This window comes from Mycobacterium hackensackense (assembly GCF_025822555.1).
Taxonomy (GTDB): domain Bacteria; phylum Actinomycetota; class Actinomycetes; order Mycobacteriales; family Mycobacteriaceae; genus Mycobacterium; species Mycobacterium fluoranthenivorans.
In genome coordinates, this window is record NZ_JACKUC010000029.1 from 1,171,630 (window position 1) to 1,188,460 (window position 16,831).

A 16,831-nucleotide genomic window follows, 5' to 3' on the forward strand; every position below is an offset into this window, starting at 1 on the left:
GCGTGGCACGCCTGTCGCAATTTTTCGAGTATGACAGCCGTATGCAGCGCTTTCTACAGTTCACAGGTAACGCGCACAGTTCGTGACCGAGATGTTGCTCGGTTGTGTGATAGCGCGGATGACATCATCGTCGGATGTTCCGCGTGCTGTTCTACTCACCCCGGATCGCGCCGAACACCGGAAACGCGATCCGGATGGTGGCGGCGACGGGGTGCGAACTGCACCTGGTCGAGCCGCTCGGCTTCGATCTGTCCGAGCCGAAGCTGCGCCGGGCCGGGTTGGACTACCACGACCTGGCGTCGGTCACGGTGCATGCCGACCTGGCCTCGGCGTGGGCAGCGTTGATGCCGGCCTCGGTGTACGCGTTCACCGCGCACGCCGACACGTCCTTCGCCGAGGTGTCCTATCAGCCCGGCGATGTGTTGATGTTCGGCCCGGAGCCGACTGGCCTGGACGCCCAGACGCTGGCCGATCCGCATATCACCGCCCGGGTGCGTATCCCCATGCTGGACGGCCGGCGCTCACTGAATCTGTCGAACGCGGCCGCGGTGGCGGCGTACGAGGCGTGGCGCCAGCACGGGTTCGACGGCGCGGTGTGACCGTTACCAGGTGTCCCAGTGCGCGAACTGCTCCGCCGGCAGCCGCTTGGCCTTCTTGAAATCGGTGCCCTTGGTGTAGGCGATCGGGAACAGGCCGGCCTGCGAGTACTTCTCGAACGGGATACCGAGCAGTTCGGCGGCTTGCTTCTCCCCGTCACCGAGCAGGTGCAGTGTCGTCCACGCCGAACCCAGCCCGCGGGCGCGCAACGCGAGCATGAAACTCCACACCGCGGGCAGCAGCGACCCCCAGAACGAGGCGCTCAATCCGGCGGGCGCACCGTCGGGCCGGCCCTCCAGGACCGGGATCAACAGCACCGGGGCCTTTTCCATGTTCTCGTTCAGGTAGCTCGCCGAGGACCGCACCGCGTCGATCTGCTCATCGCGGGCGTCACCGAAGGAATCCTTGGGCGAGGCCAGGTACGGGGTGGCGTTGGTGCGGTAGATGTCGGCGATGGCCTTCTTCTTGGCCTCGTCCTCGACGAAAACCCATTGCCAGCCTTGGGCATTGGAACCTGTCGGTGCTTGTAACGCCACATCCAGGCATTCGAGCAGCACCTCGCGGGACACCGGTTTGTCGAAATCGAGACGCTTGCGCACCGAACGCGTGGTGGTGAGGACTTCTTCCGCGGACAGGTTGAGTGTCATACCGCGAGACTACATTCGCGTCCATGACCACTGAATTGACATCGGATATCGCAGACCGGCTGAGAACCGACGACTACGGCTGGCTCACCACCGTCGCCAAATCCGGCCAGCCGGTACCCAAACTGGTGTGGTTCTACTTCGATGGAACCGACATCGTCATCTACACCACGCCGAGTGCGGCCAAGGTCCGTCACATCCGCAACCACCCGCAGGTCAGCCTGAACCTCGACTCCGACGGCCACGGCGGCGGAATCGTCGTGATCGGTGGCGCCGCCCGGATCGATGCCGACGGGGTCGACGGTCGCGAGGACGCGCCGTACTGGGCCAAGTACGAGGCGGCCGCCGCACAGTTCGGGCTGACCGAGGCGATGTCCGGGTACAGCACCCGCATCAAGATCGGCATCGACAAGGTGTGGACCACCCCGACCGAGGGCTGACACACCGAACGCCTCTTCCCCGTCCGGGAAGAGGCGTTCGGTGGTTGATCAGCGGTTCTGCAGGTGCGCGATCCGGGCCGGGCCGTGGTTGTTGTGCCAGCCGGGCATGGCGGTCGGGGCCGGGTGGGCGTAGGTGTCGGGGCTGTAGGAGTAGCCCGGCCCGCTCGGGGCGGTGGTCGTGGTGGCCGCGGCGGCGGTGCCGGCCAGGCCGAGGGCGCCGGCGCCCAGGATGCCGGCGGTGACGATGCTGAGTCCGAGGGTCTTGATCATGTTCGTAATCCTTTGCGTGAGTGAGGCTTTGGTATGTCTTGTCGGCTTGTTTCGCCGTTGAGACAAGAATGCCCCGGTTCACGCCCGAGATCTGTCGGGTGACCGGTGGATGCACCGGGTGAACTGCGTGTCCCCCGATCGGGGGAAGCGACCGGTCAGCGGAAATCGCGGGACCGCGACCCCACCCGCAGGTCCACCGGCGCCATCCGGTCGGCCACCACGGTGACCGCCCCGCTCGCGTTCTGCACGATGCCCCGGATGATCAGCGCCGACGCGGTCTGTGCCAGCTTGCGATGCCGGGACCACACCCCGGGCGAGCACAGCACGTTGACCATGCCGGTCTCGTCCTCCAGGTTCATGAACGTCACCCCCGCCGCCGTGGCCGGCCGCTGCCGGTGCGTCACCGCACCCGCCACCAGGATGCGGGTCCCGTCGGGCACCTCCAGCAGCCTGCCCGCGGGGACCACCCCGAGCTCGTCGAAGTTCTCCCGCAGGAACTGGGTGGGATAGCGCTCCGGGGACACCCCGGTCGCCCATACATCGGCCGCGGTGAGTTCCAGTTCCGTCATCCCGGGCAGCGACGGGATACGCGATGAGGCCCCCACCCCGGGGAGCCGGTCCGGGCGTTGCGTCGCGGCCGCTCCCGCCGACCACAACGCCTCGCGGCGGGAGATCCCGAAACAGTCCAGTGCACCGGCGGTGGCCAGCGCCTCGGTCTGCGGGACCGACAGCTGCACCCGTGCAGTCAGATCCAACAGCGAGGCGAACGGTCCGTGCGCCTCGCGCTCGTCGACGATGCGCTGCGCCAGCCCGTCGCCGATATGCCGGACGGCGCCGAGCCCGAGCCGCACGTCCGATCCCTCGTTCTCGCAGGTGGCATGCGGACTGCTGGCATTGACGCACGCACCGTGCACGGCGACACCGTGCCTGCGGGCGTCGGCCACCAGCGATTGGGGTGAGTAGAACCCCATCGGCTGGGCTCGCAGCAGGGCCGCGCAGAACACCGCGGGATGATGCAGTTTGAACCAGGACGAATAGAACACCAGCGACGCGAAACTCAGCGAATGACTTTCCGGGAAACCGAAATTGGCGAAGGCCTCCAGCTTGTCGTAGATGCGGTCGGCGATATCCCCGGTGATGCCGTGCTTGTCCCGCATCCCGTCGTAGAACCGTCTGCGGAGCCGGCGCATCCGCTCGGTGGAGCGTTTGGAGCCCATGGCGCGGCGCAGCTCGTCGGCCTCGGCGGCACTGAACCCGGCGCAGTCGACCGCCAACTGCATGAGCTGCTCCTGGAAGAGCGGCACCCCCAGCGTCTTTTTCAGCGCCGGTTCCATCGACGGGTGGTCGTAGGTGACCTCCTCCAGTTCGTTGCGCCGCCGGATGTAAGGATGCACCGACCCGCCCTGGATCGGGCCGGGACGGATCAGCGCCACCTCCACCACCAGGTCGTAGAACTCGCGGGGCTTCAGCCGCGGCAGGGTCGCCATCTGCGCCCGCGACTCCACCTGGAACACCCCGACCGAATCGGCGCGCTGCAACATCTCGTACACCGCGGGCTCGGAGAGATCCAGCTGCGCCAGGTCGACCTTGAGCCCCTTGTGTTCGGCCGCCAGGTCGATGGCGTAGTGCAGGGCCGAGAGCATACCGAGCCCGAGCATGTCGAACTTCACCAAACCTATTGCCGCGCAGTCATCTTTATCCCACTGCAGCACGCTGCGGTTTTCCATCCTGGCCCATTCCACCGGGCACACGTCGGCGATCGGACGGTCGCAGATCACCATGCCGCCGGAGTGAATACCCATATGACGGGGCAGGTTGGAGATCTGCGTGGCCAGGTCCACCACCTGGGCGGGGATGTCCTCTACATCAGGTGAGTCGGCGAGTCCGTTCCACCGGCTGATCTGCTTGCTCCACGCGTCCTGCTGCCCTTGCGAGAAACCCAGGGCACGCGCCATATCCCGGATCGCACTGCGTCCCCGGTAGGTGATGACATTGGCGACCTGCGCGGCGTAGTCCCGCCCGTATCGTTGGTAGACGTATTGGATGGCGTTCTCGCGCAGGTCCGATTCGATGTCGATATCGATATCGGGTGGGCCATCCCGGGCCGGGGACAGGAACCGCTCGAACAGCAACTCGTTTCTGACGGGGTCGACATTGGTGACCTTGAGGGCGTAGCAGACCGCCGAGTTGGCCGCCGATCCCCTGCCCTGACACAGGATGCCGTTCTCCCGGCAGAACCGGGTGATGTCGTGCACCACAAGGAAATAGCCCGGGAAGTTCAACTGCTCGATGATCTTCAGTTCGTGCTCGATCTGCGCATAGGCTTTGGGCGCCTGCTGCGGTGACCCGTAGCGTTCAGCGGCGCCGGCGTCGACGAGGTGGCGCAGCCAGCTGTTCTCGGTGTGCCCGTCCGGCACCGCGAACGGGGGCAGCCGGGGTGCGATGAGTCTCAGCTCGAAGGTGCACTGCTCGCCGAGATCCGCTGCCGCCGAGACGATATCGGGACCGAACAGCCGCGTCATCTCCTCTCCCGAGCGCAGATGTGCCCCACCCAGCGGGGCCAGCCAGCCGGCCGCGGAGTCCAGTGAGTGGCGCGCCCGGATGGCTGCCATCGCCATGGCCAGTCGACCACGGGACGGCTCGGCGAAATGCGCACCGGTGGTGGCCACCACGCCCACCCCGAACCGCGGCGCCAATGCGGCCAGCGCGGCATTGCGCTCGTGATCGCGCGGATGACCGTGGTGACTCAGCTCGATGCTGACCCGATCGCGTCCGAACCGGTCCACCAGGTCGGCCAACGCGCGCGCGGCCGCGTCCGGGCCCCCGCCGGACAACGCTTGGCGGACATGCCCTTTGCGGCAGCCCGTGAGGATGTGCCAGTGCCCACCCGCGGCCTCGGTGAGCGCGTCGAAGTCGTAGCGCGGCTTACCCTTCTCCCCACCGGCCAGATGCGCGGCGGCCAGCTGGCGGGACAGTCGCCGGTATCCCTCCGGCCCCCTTGCCAGCACCAGCAGGTGCGGCCCGGGCGGATCGGGATCCTCGGTGCGGGCCACGTTACCCAGTGACAGTTCAGCCCCGAACACCGTGGCCACGTTGAGCTCGCGGGCGGCCTCGGCGAACCGCACCACCCCGTAGAGCCCGTCGTGGTCGGTCAGCGCGATGGCCCGCAGATCAAGCCGGGCCGCTTCCTCGACGAGTTCCTCCGGCGTGCTGGCCCCGTCCAGGAAGCTGTATGCCGAATGCGTGTGCAGTTCGGCGTACGGGACCTTGGACCGGGCCCGTTCGAAATCCGCAGGACGGTAGGCACCGCGCTTGCGCGACCAGCCGGGGCTGTCCCCGCCGTCACCCGGCGGGGCCTCTATCCGGCGGGGCCCGCCACCCTCGGCAGGCCGAGGAAATCGGCCAGAGAGTACCCGCTCCATCTCCGACCAGGTCGGCGGTCCGTTGTGCCAGCCCACCCGACCCAGAGTAATCGAACATTTGTTCGATGACCAGTCGGGTTTGGGCCGACCCGTCGCGGAGGTCAGAACTTGTCGTACCCCTCTGCGAGAATTGGGGTTATGTCCGGTACCGCAAGAGGTGTTGTTCGACGAGATCGCCGAGTTGTGCGGGCAGCGCAACGCGATCGACGGGCGCCTGGTGCAGATCGTGGCCGAACTGGAGCGCGAGGAGCTCGCCGGTTTGACCGGCGTCCGCTCCATGTCGTCGTTGGTGGCGTGGAAGACCGGGGTCGCACCCCGCAACGCCGAGACCGTCGTCGCGATCGCACGGCGGCTGCAGGAGTTCCCGCGCTGCACCGAAGCCCTGCGCGAAGGCCGGTTGTCGCTGGATCAGGTCGGGGTCATCGCCGAACGCGCCGCCGAAGGCTCCGATGCGCACTACGCCGAACTCGCTGCGGTGGCCACCGTCAGCCAGTTGCGTACCGCAATCAAGATGGAACCGCACCCTGATCCTGAGACACCGTCCGAGCCGCGCCGCGAGTTCACCAAGACCAGCAGCCCCATGGAACCGCACCCTGATCCTGAGACACCGTCCGAGCCGCGCCGCGAGTTCACCAAGACCAGCAGCCCCGACGACACCTATACGACTTACCGGATCCGGCTCCCGCGGCTGGACGCCGCGAAATTCGATGCCGCGCTGCAGTCCCACCACGACGCGCTGATCGCCGAACACCCCACCGACACCGAAGACAGCGGGGACAGCAGCCCGTTCCCGACGCGCGTGGACGCCTTCATGAGCCTGGTCGAGGCCGGCTGGGACACCGACGTGGCCCGCCGCCCGCACGGCCAGCACACCACCGTGGTCGTGCACCTCGATATCGACAAGCCCGCAGCCGCGCTACACCTGGGTCCGATCCTCTCCGAGGACGAACGCCAGTATGTGCTCTGCGATACCACCTGCGAGGTGTGGTTCGAACGCCACGGCCAACCGATCGGCTCCGGCCGGACCACCCGCACCATCAGCCGCCGCCTGCGCCGCGCCCTCGAGCACCGCGACCACTGCTGCGTGATCCCCGGCTGCAGTGCCACCCGCGGACTGCACGCCCACCACCTCCAGCATTGGGAAGACGGCGGCCCCACCGAACTGTCCAACCTGGTCTTGCTCTGCCCCTATCACCACCGCATGCATCACCGCGGCGGCCTCACCCTCACCGGACCCGCGGACCGGCTGGCCGTCACCGACACCGACGGCCGAAAACTCGACGGCGGAGCCTTGGCCCGCCCACCCACCACACCGGCACCCGCGGTCCCGCCCAACCCCGGACCGACCGGGGAACGCGCCCAATGGTGGTGGTACCACCCCTTCGAACCCCAGCCGCCGCCGAGCACCAACTAGCGTTACGGCGCCCGTCCGACGACCTCCGTACTCATACCGTCCCCGTCCCGGTACGGGGTTCGGGGAACCACGACGATCGGGACTTCGACGACGCGCAGTATCTTGGCCGCGGTCGATCCGAGGAAGAGCTTGCGCGGCGCGGCCAGTCGGCTGGACCCGACCATGATGAGATCGCCGTCGCGCCAGGGCAGCTTGTTCACTGCGTCTTCCACGGTCGAACCATCGGTCACCGTCGCCGTCACCGGAAAATCCTTCGGCAGAGATTCTTTGGCGGCGTCCAGCACCAGGCGCCCATGTGTCAGGGCGTGTTCACGCACCGCGTCCGGATCGCTGCGCAGCCCACCCAGCATCGGGTCCAGCGCCACCAAGGAGACCAGTCGCAGCGGCGTGCCCGCGGCCCGGCTGGCCGCCACCGCCGTGTCCAGCAGCACGTCGGCGCCGGCGCGCTCGCCGAGTGCGCAGGTGACCTCACGGACCCGTTCGACGCCGGAGAGTCGAATTCCCCTGGGCGCCACGGCCACCGGAACGGGTGCCGAATGCAGCAGTTCGTTGACCACCGAGCCCAGTGACAACCTTCCGGCCAGGCCGCCGCCGGCGCCACCCACCACGATGGCCACGGCATCCAGTCGCAGCGCCTCACGGATCAGCCCGTCGGCGAACGAATCGCTGAAGCTCACGTGCGGGTTCACCACGACATCGGCAGGAACACCGGCCATCGCCTCGGCGAGCCATTCCTGCGCCTGCCGGGACAGCTCCTGTTCGTAGCCACCGGCATTCACCAGTGCGGGCACCATCCGGTCCGGCGGCAGCACGACGCACAACTCGATCTCGGCACCCAGAGTCCGCGCGAACCGGACCCCGAGTGCCAGCGCATCGGCGCCACCGGGGGTGGCCAGATATCCGACAACCAGTCTCATCGGCTCGAGTACTCGGCGACCCCGTCGTCCAGGACCACCCGCGCACCGGATCCGTCCGGTGCGGCGGCCTCGGTACGGAACACCGCCCGGCCGTCGCCGGTGCGCCAGATCGAGGTGGTCAGTGTCTCACCGGGGAAGACCGGCGAGCTGAAGCGGGCGGCCACCGCGTGGACCTTCGTCGCGTCACCGCCACCGAGTTCAGCGACCAGCGCACGGCCGGCCACCCCGTAGGTGCACAGCCCGTGCAGGATCGGCTTGGGAAAGCCGGCCAGGGTCTGGGCGAACCAGGGGTCGCTGTGCAGCGGGTTGCGATCGCCGGAGAGCCGGTACAGCAGCGCCTGGTCCTCGCGGGTGGGCAGGACCACTGTCGCATCGGGTGCCCGGTCGGGGAACTCGGGGGCGGTTGGTCGCAGGCCGGGCTGCCCGCCGAATCCGCCTTCGCCGCGGATCACCACCGTGGTCAGGGTTTCCACCACGACCTCGCCGGTATCTGGGTCGGCGCCGTAGCCCTTGAGCATCACCACGGCGTTCTTGCCCTCACCCTTGTCCTGGATGTCGGCGACCTCGGAGTGCACACGCAGCCGTCCGGCCGGGGGCAGCGGCTTGTGCAGCCGGATTTCCTGGGACCCGTGCAGCAGCATGCCGAAGTTGAAGCTGCCGATCTTGAGCGCCGCCGCGAACGGTGAGCAGGCGATGATCGCGAAGGTGGGCAGCACCTGCTGTTCGATGTCGTGACTGTTCTCGGTGGTGAAGGCCAGATCGTCGACACCGGCGCCTACGCCGAGTGCGTAGAGCAGGGTGTCGCGGTCGGTCCAGGTGAAGTCCTGGGGATCGGTTGTGGCGCCGACGGCACTCGGATCGATCGGCATGGCGGGGTCTCCCTTTTTCGTCCGGCGAGGCGGTGTGACGAGCTCGTGTCGGAACGCTAGTTGATGTAGATCCTCAGATCCACTGTCATATGACGGAGTGCTGACCTGCTGCGATTCGGGGGTGTCGCACGAGATTTCATATGGAATCTGTCTCAGATTCGCGTCGTATCCTAATGAGCCCGCATCGGGCCGGCGCGATGGCGCACCGAGCGCCGGCTGTACTGACCTGACAGGTCAGGTACGCGGTTGACGGGTTGTCGGCCGCTGAGTGTGGTGTGGTGGTTTCACCGGCAGACGTCGAACGGTCCATATAGTTCCGTGACCGCCGTTTCAACGCCGAACGCAAGCGTCACCCCGGCAGGATGCCGAAGGTCGATGCACCGGTGTCGGGGATCCCGGCTCGTGCGGCAGTGCGATCGGCCAGGTTCAGTAGTCGTCGAATTCGGCCTGCAACAGTGTCTTTGGTCATCGGTGGCTCGGCGCGGCCACCCAATTCGGTCAACGTCAGGTCGGGATTGGCCAGGCGTAGCGCTGCGACCTCTTTGAGATGTTCGGGTGCGGTGTCACCCAGGATGTGCATCGCTCGCTGCACACGTGCTGTGGACTCGGCTGCCGCCGCGGCCGCGCGCCTGGTGTTCGCCGACTCAAAGGTGGGGCTTCGTCCGGTTCCGGTCTGGGATGCGAGCCGATGGTGGCGCCGATGCGACCATTGGGCGCTTGTCTGTGGTGCTCCGATTTGCGCCAACAGCGTGGTCACGGCGTCGTCGCCGCGCACGACGATACAGTCGCGCCCGCGGTCTTCGCGTCGCTGCGCAGTGACCCCGAGCCGGCGCGCCAAGCCGACCAGTGCCAGCGCCGCTTCCGGGCCCGGGCTGGACACGGTGAGCCCTTGGCGATGCCCGGTCAACGACAGCCGCCCGGTAGCGAGAATCGCTCCGCGCCAGGCCGCTTCGACCTCGTCGCGGGTACCACGGATGATCCACGGGGGCATTCCGCTGATGGGTCGGCCTCGGTGGTCGATGAGCCCGGTCTGCCGGGCGAGGTTCTCGGCGTGGGTGACGCGCAGTAGGTAGTGGTCGCTGCTGCGCGTGCTGTTTCGCATGGTGTGCAGCGCCGGTATGGAGCCGTAAAGGGTATGGACAGCGCTGACCAGGCGTTGGGCACTCGGGAGATGATCGAGTTCGGCGTCGACGACGACCTTGTGGCCAATGATGGCAAGCCCACCGGCCAGCCGTAGCATCGCCGCGACCTCAGCCTTGCGGGCATGTGCCCTTGCCACCGCTACGGAACTGAGCTCGTCTTTGACCAGGTTCACCGGTTGCGTTGATGGCATGGACTACTTTGCCGCTCGTGCAACGAGTCGCTGGGTATCGAGGATGGTCAGGCCGCTGGAGTCCAACAGGATCCAGCCCCGGACCGCGAAGTCGGCCAAGGTCTTGTTGACCGTTTCCCTGGACGCGCCGACCAGCTGGGCTAGTTCGGTTTGCCGCAGACCGTGATGGACCCGCAGCACCGAGCCCTGTTGCGTGCCGAACTGCCGCGCCAGATGCAGAAGCTGTTTGGCGACACGACCTGCGACGTCGGTGAAGATCTGGTCCATGATGGCGTCGTTGGTTCGGCGTAGTCGCCGGGCCAGGACACGCAGCAGTTGCTCGGAGATTTCCGGCCGACCACTGATCCAGCTGCGCAGGACCGCCCGGTCCATCGACACAGTGAGGACGTCAGTGATCGCGGTGGCCGTGGAGGTGCGTGGACCAGGATCGAACAAGGCGAGTTCACCGAACATGTCCGAGGGCCCCATGACCGCGAGGATGCTTTCTCGATCGCTGGTGGTGGCGTCGCTGATCTTCACTTTGCCCGAGGCAATGATGTACAGCCGGTCCCCGCTGTCGCCCTTGGCGAAGATCACTGTGCCCGGATCGAAGTCGATCGGCATGAGCTGACCAGCGAGTGCGTCGACCGCTTCGGTACCCACCCCATGAAAAATGGCTGCACGGCGCACCACGCTATCCACTGATACCCCCGTGCAGCGTCCTCATCCCCAATCGATGTGCTCTACGGATGCTAAAAGTGTCGGTGTAACAACACTTTTCGTCATCACCAACGATGGCCCCCACGGCCCACTGTGGGCGGCCTCGCCCTCGTGAGCCCGTAACACGGCGGCGGCGAACGCTATCAGCGCTGCCACCCACGCGAGAACAACGACAATGCGCCAGACAACGGCGCTCATCTCGCTGCCGCAGCAGGGCCTTTCGGGATCTCGGTGCCCGGTACAGCCCGGCCCCCTGGAACATCGGCCGTACACACAGCGGTGAAACCTGAATGCGCACAGCGGTCCTTTCGTCGAAGGGGCACCGATGGCCGGGAGCTGCGGTGAAGCTTGCGGCGAATCGCCGGCCATCGAAGCCACCACCGCCGGCGCAGGACGGTGTTGCTCACCGCGTGGGTGAAGCCGGGGTTGTCCTCGATGAGGACAGTGACATCGGTGGGACCCGAGACCGGGTAGTCCGCCGGCGGATCGCTGAAGTGGATCACCTCGTCGGCAGTCTCCACCAGCACCGTGACCCGCAGTGTGGTGGGAATTCCAAACAACAGCTGGCGATCCGGGTTTCGGGCCTCACCGATCGCCAAAACCCCACTGGCAACGGTTAACTCGCCTTGGTACACCGGCCTTCCAAGTCCTCGGGTGTCGGTGCCGACCAGGACCCGCACCCGAACCTGGTGACCGAGAAGCTCACCGTCGAACATGCTCATGGCGTGCACCCAGATTGCATGCACAGGTCGGGGCGGAGTCACGACACAGCCCATCACCTCGTGCGCATAGATCCCCGGCACGCCACGAGCGCCGACGTCCTCGATCACCACGACAGCACCGTCGGGTGTCACCTGCGCATCACAGAGCACGGTATTCGTCATCATGGATAGACCCCCAACCCGTGTTCAGCCATCCCGCGGCTGAACACCCCCCCGGTGTTTCACCCTGACGCACACTCTGTACCGACCATCGCATATGCCGACTGACGCGTCAACCCGAAGTTAGCAGATCTTTGCCGGGCTCCGCCATGACCCAGCCCGGCGGTGACTAAGTCGACAATTCCACAGCCAGCCGACAGCTGGCACCGAGCTAGCTGAACGCCACAGCGATCTCACGCAACGGCATTGTCGCCCAACGCGGCCATTCGCCAGAGCTGAAATAGCTGAAGCCCGACTAGAACACCCCGATCGACAAAGTCGCTGCCGGCACACTCACCCACCGGGAGGCAGCGAAACCGAGAAAGCCGCATTTGCTACACACCCTCATCGACCGAACCCAGACACGCGATCCACCGATGAGTTGGTGAAGGACTTAGGCGCAACTCACATCGCCGGGATGGGATGAGTGACTCATTCGCCGCCGGTCAGCGGTGGACGGCTGGCGCTGAGGACGCCAAGGCTGGAGTCTCCGTCATAGGTGAGGCGGAGACCCAACCCGGCCACCCAGGTAGTCGCCAATTCGGGCGAGTGCGATGGCGATGGCGTGTATGCCTGAGAATCGCTAGTTGACGTCCGGCGCCCTGAGGACGACCATGACCGCATGAATTATGTCGTTACCGGCGGTACTGGGTTTATCGGCCGCCGCATCGTGTCCCAGCTCGTGCATGACCGCGACGACGCGCAAGTGTGGGTGCTGGTGCGACGGGAATCGCTCGGCCGGTTCGAGCAGCTCGCGCAGACCTGGGGACCCCGGGCGAAACCGCTGGTGGGAGACCTGGCAGAAGCCGGCCTCGGCCTCAGCGAGGACGCGATCGCCGAACTCGGGGATATCGATCACGTGGTGCATTGCGCGGCGATCTACGACATCACCGCTCCCGAGGCGGCGCAGCGTGCCGCCAACGTCGACGGCACCAACGCCGTCATCGAGCTGACCCGCCGCCTGGACGCCACCCTGCATCACGTGTCGTCGATCGCGGTGGCCGGCAGCTATCCAGGCGTCTATACCGAGGACGATTTCGACGTCGCCCAGAACCTTCCGACGCCGTACCACCAGACCAAGTTCGAGGCCGAACAACTGGTCCGCGGCAGCGGGCTGCGGCACCGGATCTACCGGCCCGCAGTGGTCGTCGGCGACTCCCGCACCGGCGAGATGGACAAGGTCGACGGGCCGTACTACTTCTTCGGGATTCTCGCGAAGCTGGCCGTGCTCCCCCGCTTCACCCCGATGGTGCTGCCCGATACGGGCCGCACCAACATCGTGCCGGTCGACTACGTGGTCTCAGCGATCGTTTCGCTACTGCACAGCCCCGGGCGCGACGGGCAGACCTTCCACTTGACCGCACCGAAAACCATTGGCCTGCGCGGGATCTACCGCGGCGTGGCCAAGGAAGCAGGTTTGCCGCCGCTGCGCGGATCCCTGCCGACGGCGACGGTGACACCGGTGCTCAAGGCCACCGGGCGGGCCAAGGTGCTGCGCGATATGGCGGCCACCCAGCTCGGCATCCCCGCCGAGATCCTCGGCGTCGTCGACCTGGCGCCCACCTTCACCGCGGACCGGACCGAAGAGGCGTTGCGCGGCACCGGGATCGAGGTGCCCGAGTTCGCCTCCTACGCTCCGAAGCTGTGGCGGTACTGGGCCGAACACCTGGACCCGGACCGGGCCCGACGCGATGACCCGGACGGCCCGTTGGTCGGTCGGCACGTCATCATCACCGGGGCCTCCAGCGGTATCGGGCGCGCCTCGGCCGTCGCCGTGGCCCAGCGCGGGGCGACGGTGTTCGCCTTGGCCCGCAGCGCCGACGCGCTCGACGACCTGGTCGCCGAGATCCGTGCCGCAGGCGGTCAGGCCCACGCCTTCACCTGTGATGTCACCGATTCGTCGTCGGTGGAGCACACCGTCAAGGACATCCTGGGCAGGTTCGGGCACGTCGACTATCTGGTGAACAACGCGGGCCGGTCCATCCGCCGGTCGGTGTCGGCCTCCACCGATCGCCTGCACGACTACGAACGGGTGATGGCGGTCAACTACTTCGGCGCGGTCCGCATGGTGCTGGCACTGCTACCCCATTGGCGCGAAAGACGTTTCGGCCATGTGGTCAACGTGTCCAGCGCGGGAGTGCAGGCCAACAGCCCCAAGTACAGCGCGTACCTGCCGAGCAAGGCGGCGCTGGACGCCTTCTCCGAAGTGGTCGGCACCGAGACGTTGTCGGACCACATCACGTTCACCAATATCCATATGCCGCTGGTGAGCACGCCGATGATCGCGCCGTCGCGCCGGCTCAATCCGATACCGCCGATCACCGCCGAGCACGCAGCCGCGATGGTGATCCGCGGCCTGGTGGAGAAGCCGGCCCGTATCGACACCCCGGTCGGCACCCTGGCCGACCTGGGCACCTATTTCACTCCCCGGTTGTCGCGGCGAGTGCTCCATCAGATCTACCTGGGCTACCCGGATTCCGCGGCGGCGCGAGGTGAGGCCGCACCGCAACCCGCCCTCGACTCGCCGCCCCCCGTGCCGCGCCACCCCAAGCGCGCGGTCCGCGCCGCGCGTACCGCCCGGGTGCCCCGGCCGGTGAAGCGGGCCGTCCGGCTGATTCCAGGGGTGCACTGGTAACCGACGGGCCATAAGGTGAGCGACGTGACGGGCGCAGTGAGGCAGCCGGTGTTCGCCGACGTGGATACGGGAGTCGATGACGCGATGGCGTTGGCGTACCTGTTCGCCAGCGCGGACGCCGAGGTCGTGGGCATCGGGTCGACAGCGGGCAATGTGCCGGTCGAGCAGGTATGTGAGAACAATCTGGGCCTGCTTGAACTGTGCGGGATAACCGGTATCGAGGTGTCCAAGGGCGCCGACGGCCCGCTGAGCATTCCGTTGCGCACCGCCGAGGACACTCACGGCCCCGCAGGCCTGGGCTACGCCCAGCTGCCGGCGAGCCGGGCGGTGCTCCCGCCCTATACCACCGCCGACGCCTGGGTCGGCGCCGCGCACGCGTACCCCGGTGAGCTCATCGGGCTGGTCACCGGACCACTCACCAATCTCGCGCTGGCGCTGCGCAAAGAGCCGGCCCTGCCGAAGCTGTTGCGCCGCCTGGTGATCATGGGCGGTGCGTTCGACTACCGCGGTAACACCACGGCCGTCGCGGAATGGAACATCAGTGTCGATCCGGAGTCCGCGGCCGAGGTGTTCGCCGTCTGGGGTGCGGCATGGGGTCTGCACAAGCCCACCCATCTACCGATCATCCTGGGGCTCAACCTCACCGAGAACGCGATCATGACTCCGTCGATCCTGAGCCGGCTCGCGGTGGCGGCGGGGTCCCCGTCGGCTCAGATGAGCGTCCTCGACGATCGCGGTACCCCGTCGGCCGCGAGCAACCCGCTGATCCGGGTACTCGAGGATGCGATGCGGTTCTACTTCGAGTTCCACTTCGACCAGGGTGAGGGTTATCTGGCTCATCTGCACGATCCGCTGGCCGCCGCCGTGGCCCTGGATCCCGACCTGGTGCGGTACCGGCAGGCCACCGTGGATGTCGAGCTGACCGGTACCCTGACCCGCGCCATGACGGTGGCGGACTGGAACGGACGGTGGGGTCGCGACCTCAACGCCCATGTCGGGATCGAGGTCGACCCGGCAGCGTTCTTCGACCGGTTCATCGATCGGGTCGGACCGTTCGCGCAGAGGCTCGGCTAGACCGGGATCTGCGGTGCCGGAGAACTATTCGTAGATCCCCTCCACATACCAGCGGCGCTGCCGGTAACACAGCAGCATGGCCGGACCGGGTTCGGCCCTGCTGCCGAGTAGCACCTGCGCCCGCGCGGTCCGGCCGGCCCGCGGCGACCCTGGATCCCACCACCGCTCGTCCACCGGCCAGGGCCCGGCCCACCACTGCAATACCGCGGCCGACTCCGGTGATCTCAGGTGCACCGGATCGGCGGAGAACAGCCCACGGTTGGTCACCCGCACCGGATTGCCCTCCGCGTCAAGCAGTTCCACCGGATCGTCGAGCAGGACAGCCGGTGCGGGCTCGGGTAGCTGCCCCGGCCATGGCTGGTGCGGATCCGCCGCAGGCACCGGTTCGTCCCCCAATGCGGTGAAGGTGATCCGCTCGGCCGGTCCGCGGCCCCCGCTGAGCACCGGTACCTGCACCGCCTCCGGCCCGAGCAGGCCCTGCACCCGCACCAGTGCGCGCCGGGCCCGCAGTCGGTCGTCGTCGCCGGAAGACCCCCACAGCGGAAGCTGGAGTGCGCCCGCCGACACCACCTCCACCGGATGCAACCGCAGCGTGGTGATCGGGCCGGTGGGCCCAGCGGGACCGTTCCTCAGCGCACGCTTGGTCAGCCAGCCGTCCAACTGCCAGCGCACCCGGTCTGCGGTGGCGTCCTCGGTCAACGGTTCGGCACACCGCCAAACCCGGTTCAGCTCTTCCCCGTTGGCGGTGACCGCCTGGATGGCCAGCCTGGTGCAGCCCACGCCCGCCGACTCAAGACTGCGATGCAGCTCACCGGCCAGGGATCGGCCGGCGAAGGCCGCCGCGTCCACCCGATCGATCGGTGGGTCGCAGTGGCGCACCGCATCGAGATCGCGTTCCGGCTCACGTCCCGACGGACCGCGGGACTGCTCACCGCGGGCGAACCGGTGGGCGACGATCGCGTCGGCGCCGAACCGGGACGCGACATCGGTGCGCGACAACTCGGCGAACTGACCGATATTGCGAATACCCATGCGCCAGAGCAGATCCGTGAGCTCGCCACGTCCAGCCGAGGCCAGACTCGGCTCGGTGGCCAGTTCCCGGATGGACAGCCCGGACAGAAACCGGGCATCCTCCCCCGGCTCGATGATCCGGCCCGCCCGTGCCGCGAACACCGCGGTGGCCAACTGGTCTGCGATCCCGGTCTGGCATTCGGCCCCGGCCGCAGCCACCGCGTCGACCAACCGTTCCGCCGCGGCATGCTCGGACCCGAAATAGCGGGCGGCACCGCGCACCGGCATCACCAGCAGGCCCGGCCGCAGTACCTCCGCCCGCGGCACCACCTCGTCGACCGCCGCCGTCACCTCCTCGAAATGCCGGGCGTCGCGCGCCGGGTCTGCAGTGCTGACATACAACTGCGGGCATCGGGCCTGGGCCTCCCGGCGCCGCAGGCCACGCCGCACCCCGACGGCCCGCGCCGAGGCCGAACAGGCGATGACCCGGTTGGCAAGCGTCACCGCGACCGGATCCGTTGCGGTCAGGCCGGCCGCCGAAGCCGCCGCCACGGCAGGCCAATCCATGCACCAGAGCGCGAGGACC

General features: G+C 67.5%; 14 protein-coding genes. 5 read left to right on the plus strand and 9 right to left on the minus strand.

Translation table 11 applies throughout. From position 1 onward, the window contains the following. Window positions 1-134: 134 nt before the first annotated feature. Window positions 135-599, plus strand: coding sequence for a tRNA (cytidine(34)-2'-O)-methyltransferase (locus H7J86_RS08690; RefSeq protein WP_187098498.1), 465 nt, complete (start codon window positions 135-137; stop codon window positions 597-599). A 3-nt stretch (window positions 600-602) separates the two neighbouring features. Here the strand turns inward: H7J86_RS08690 and H7J86_RS08695 are convergent, their stop codons facing one another. Beyond that, on the minus strand, window positions 603-1,244 hold the full coding sequence (locus tag H7J86_RS08695; RefSeq protein WP_090356163.1) for a nitroreductase family protein: 642 nt from the start codon (window positions 1,242-1,244) through the stop codon (window positions 603-605). 23 nt (window positions 1,245-1,267) lie between these two features. Here H7J86_RS08695 and H7J86_RS08700 point away from each other — a divergent pair, with 23 nt between their 5' ends. Next, window positions 1,268-1,681, plus strand: coding sequence for a TIGR03667 family PPOX class F420-dependent oxidoreductase (locus H7J86_RS08700; protein WP_090356164.1), 414 nt, complete (start codon window positions 1,268-1,270; stop codon window positions 1,679-1,681). Window positions 1,682-1,729: 48 nt separating this feature from the next. Here the strand turns inward: H7J86_RS08700 and H7J86_RS08705 are convergent, their stop codons facing one another. Together H7J86_RS08705 and H7J86_RS08710 are read right to left on the minus strand one after the other, a co-directional pair. Further along, on the minus strand, window positions 1,730-1,951 hold the full coding sequence (locus H7J86_RS08705; RefSeq protein WP_276064988.1) for a hypothetical protein: 222 nt from the start codon (window positions 1,949-1,951) through the stop codon (window positions 1,730-1,732). 155 nt (window positions 1,952-2,106) lie between these two features. Continuing rightward, on the minus strand, window positions 2,107-5,409 hold the full coding sequence (locus tag H7J86_RS08710) for an error-prone DNA polymerase (RefSeq protein ID WP_267290442.1): 3,303 nt from the start codon (window positions 5,407-5,409) through the stop codon (window positions 2,107-2,109). Between the two features lie 85 nt (window positions 5,410-5,494). Here H7J86_RS08710 and H7J86_RS08715 point away from each other — a divergent pair, with 85 nt between their 5' ends. Continuing rightward, window positions 5,495-6,787, plus strand: a complete 1,293-nt coding sequence (locus H7J86_RS08715; protein ID WP_267290650.1) for an HNH endonuclease signature motif containing protein — start codon at window positions 5,495-5,497, stop codon at window positions 6,785-6,787. A 2-nt stretch (window positions 6,788-6,789) separates the two neighbouring features. Here H7J86_RS08715 and H7J86_RS08720 read toward each other — a convergent pair whose 3' ends face one another. The 5 genes from H7J86_RS08720 to H7J86_RS08740 form a co-directional block, all read right to left on the minus strand. Continuing rightward, window positions 6,790-7,704, minus strand: a complete 915-nt coding sequence (locus H7J86_RS08720; RefSeq protein ID WP_267290444.1) for a universal stress protein — start codon at window positions 7,702-7,704, stop codon at window positions 6,790-6,792. Further along, window positions 7,701-8,573 (minus strand): MaoC family dehydratase, encoded by an 873-nt coding sequence (locus H7J86_RS08725; protein ID WP_267290446.1) that lies wholly within the window; start codon window positions 8,571-8,573, stop codon window positions 7,701-7,703. The genes H7J86_RS08720 and H7J86_RS08725 overlap by 4 nt, the downstream gene beginning before the upstream one ends. A gap of 349 nt (window positions 8,574-8,922) precedes the next feature. Next, entirely contained in the window at window positions 8,923-9,906 is a 984-nt protein-coding gene (gene whiA, locus H7J86_RS08730; protein ID WP_267290448.1) for a DNA-binding protein WhiA, read from the minus strand. A 3-nt stretch (window positions 9,907-9,909) separates the two neighbouring features. Next, a complete protein-coding gene (locus H7J86_RS08735; RefSeq protein ID WP_267290450.1) occupies window positions 9,910-10,587 on the minus strand; it encodes a Crp/Fnr family transcriptional regulator in 678 nt (225 codons plus the stop codon). 212 nt (window positions 10,588-10,799) lie between these two features. Next, entirely contained in the window at window positions 10,800-11,492 is a 693-nt protein-coding gene (locus H7J86_RS08740) for a hypothetical protein (protein ID WP_267290452.1), read from the minus strand. Between the two features lie 655 nt (window positions 11,493-12,147). On the opposite strand from H7J86_RS08740, the gene H7J86_RS08745 reads away from it, so the two are divergent. Both H7J86_RS08745 and H7J86_RS08750 read left to right on the plus strand, forming a co-directional pair. Next, window positions 12,148-14,160, plus strand: coding sequence for an SDR family oxidoreductase (locus tag H7J86_RS08745; protein ID WP_267290454.1), 2,013 nt, complete (start codon window positions 12,148-12,150; stop codon window positions 14,158-14,160). 24 nt (window positions 14,161-14,184) lie between these two features. Continuing rightward, entirely contained in the window at window positions 14,185-15,234 is a 1,050-nt protein-coding gene (locus H7J86_RS08750) for a nucleoside hydrolase (RefSeq protein ID WP_308204834.1), read from the plus strand. A 24-nt stretch (window positions 15,235-15,258) separates the two neighbouring features. On the opposite strand, the gene H7J86_RS08755 is transcribed toward H7J86_RS08750, so the two are convergent. Then, window positions 15,259-16,812 (minus strand): DNA polymerase Y family protein, encoded by a 1,554-nt coding sequence (locus H7J86_RS08755; protein ID WP_181953115.1) that lies wholly within the window; start codon window positions 16,810-16,812, stop codon window positions 15,259-15,261. Window positions 16,813-16,831 lie beyond the last annotated feature (19 nt).